At 41.5% G+C, this 1,466-nt stretch carries 1 protein-coding gene; it reads right to left on the bottom strand.

All coding sequences use genetic code 11. The annotated features are described in order from the left end of the window. Positions 1-1,354, bottom strand: a 1,354-nt coding sequence (istA, locus tag QZT26_RS17625) for an IS21 family transposase (RefSeq protein ID WP_295104055.1), incomplete at its 3' end; no start/stop codon positions are given. Positions 1,355-1,466: the final 112 nt, after the last annotated feature.

The following is a 1,466-nucleotide window of genomic DNA, read 5'->3' as shown; positions in this document are numbered from 1 at the left end:
TATGTCTTAATTGAATTAATACCTGTTTGACTCCTTCCACATCATACTGCTCATACGACATGGCCATTTCTATTGCAATTCCTAACTCTTCTACCGAATAGCTCCTCAATAATTCCAACACCTTTATACATTCCCTGGCAGTTCCATATCCCTTATGATATGCACACTCAAAAAACTTCCTGAATATTGCCGGCAATTGACGAATCGGCTTGCTATTGATTGCAGTATACGGCTTCTCCGTATATACCGAAAGATAATGCAGTGGGTCGAATATTTGCCTGCCCTTCTGATCTGTCCTTTGATGGCGGGCAATCTCTTCTCCCTTGTAACTGGCTATTACCTCCTTTATCGTTATGACTATATCCACTTGATGGTACGCATATCTGGTTGGCACAGAATAAAATGCTCCTTCCACTGATATCAGAGAATAGTGATTGGCTTTCGCGATCGCATGTATACCGACATCTATCTCCTTCAACGGCAATGCACGAAAACACCTTCTCTCTTCTTCGTAACGCTCACCAACAAGTTCCACTGTCCCATATACCTTACGCTTTGCCCGAAGACTTTTACACCACTCAGATAATTCCCGATTACATTCTTCTAAATCACGTATCGTTGGCACTGGAGAAAAACAATTCCTCCTGACGTACCCTACCAGACCCTCTACATCTCCCTTTTGCCACCCCTTGCCTCTTTCACAAAATTCTGCTTCAAACCCATATAGCTCACGAAATGTTCGAAAATGATCAGACTCCTCTCGTAACTTCCCCCTCAGGATACGCTTCACCGCCTGGCTTAAATTGTCATACCGTACCTTTTGTGCTATACCATCAAAATATTCAAAGGCCAATTTGTGAGAGTAAAACAACGCTTCCTGTCGTTCACTCTCAGACACATATACAAAAATATCGTTTGAGTAGATTAATTGATAACAATGCAGACACAATTCTACCTCTTTACCCTTGTAACACGCCTTTATATAACCAAAATCAAATTCTATGTACTCTCCAGGCTCTGATTCCCGTGGTACGAATACTTCGCGGCTCTTGCCTTTAATTTTACGATAAAGCACCTTTACAGTTGAATAAGAGCCTGTGTAACCATGGTATTTCACTAAATCGTCATACATCTTTTGTGCCGTCCTTTTTTGCTTCTTTGGCCCTTTCATATCCTCCTGATACCACTGCTCAATCAGGGGATTTACGGCTTCCGCTTTCGGCCTTGCATAGCTCTTTTTCCTCTGGTAACCAACCTCGCCTCCATTTACATATTTATTTACGGTACTACGGTGATGACCTGTTTCACGACTTATACTTCTTTCACTCTTGCCCTGCTCTTTTAGCCTCTTCATAATTTGCACTGCTTGCATATGTACCATCCTTTTGCTCCTTATAAAGAATTATTCTTACTCAATTCCTTATAAGATAGCTTTTCTCTGCGAGTGGTACTATTTTACTTTGCCA

It is taken from the genome of uncultured Candidatus Kuenenia sp., from assembly GCF_900696675.1.
GTDB lineage: Bacteria > Planctomycetota > Brocadiia > Brocadiales > Brocadiaceae > Kuenenia > Kuenenia stuttgartiensis_A.
Note: the sequence above shows the minus strand (reverse complement) of the source record. Positions and strands in the feature narration are given on the sequence as shown.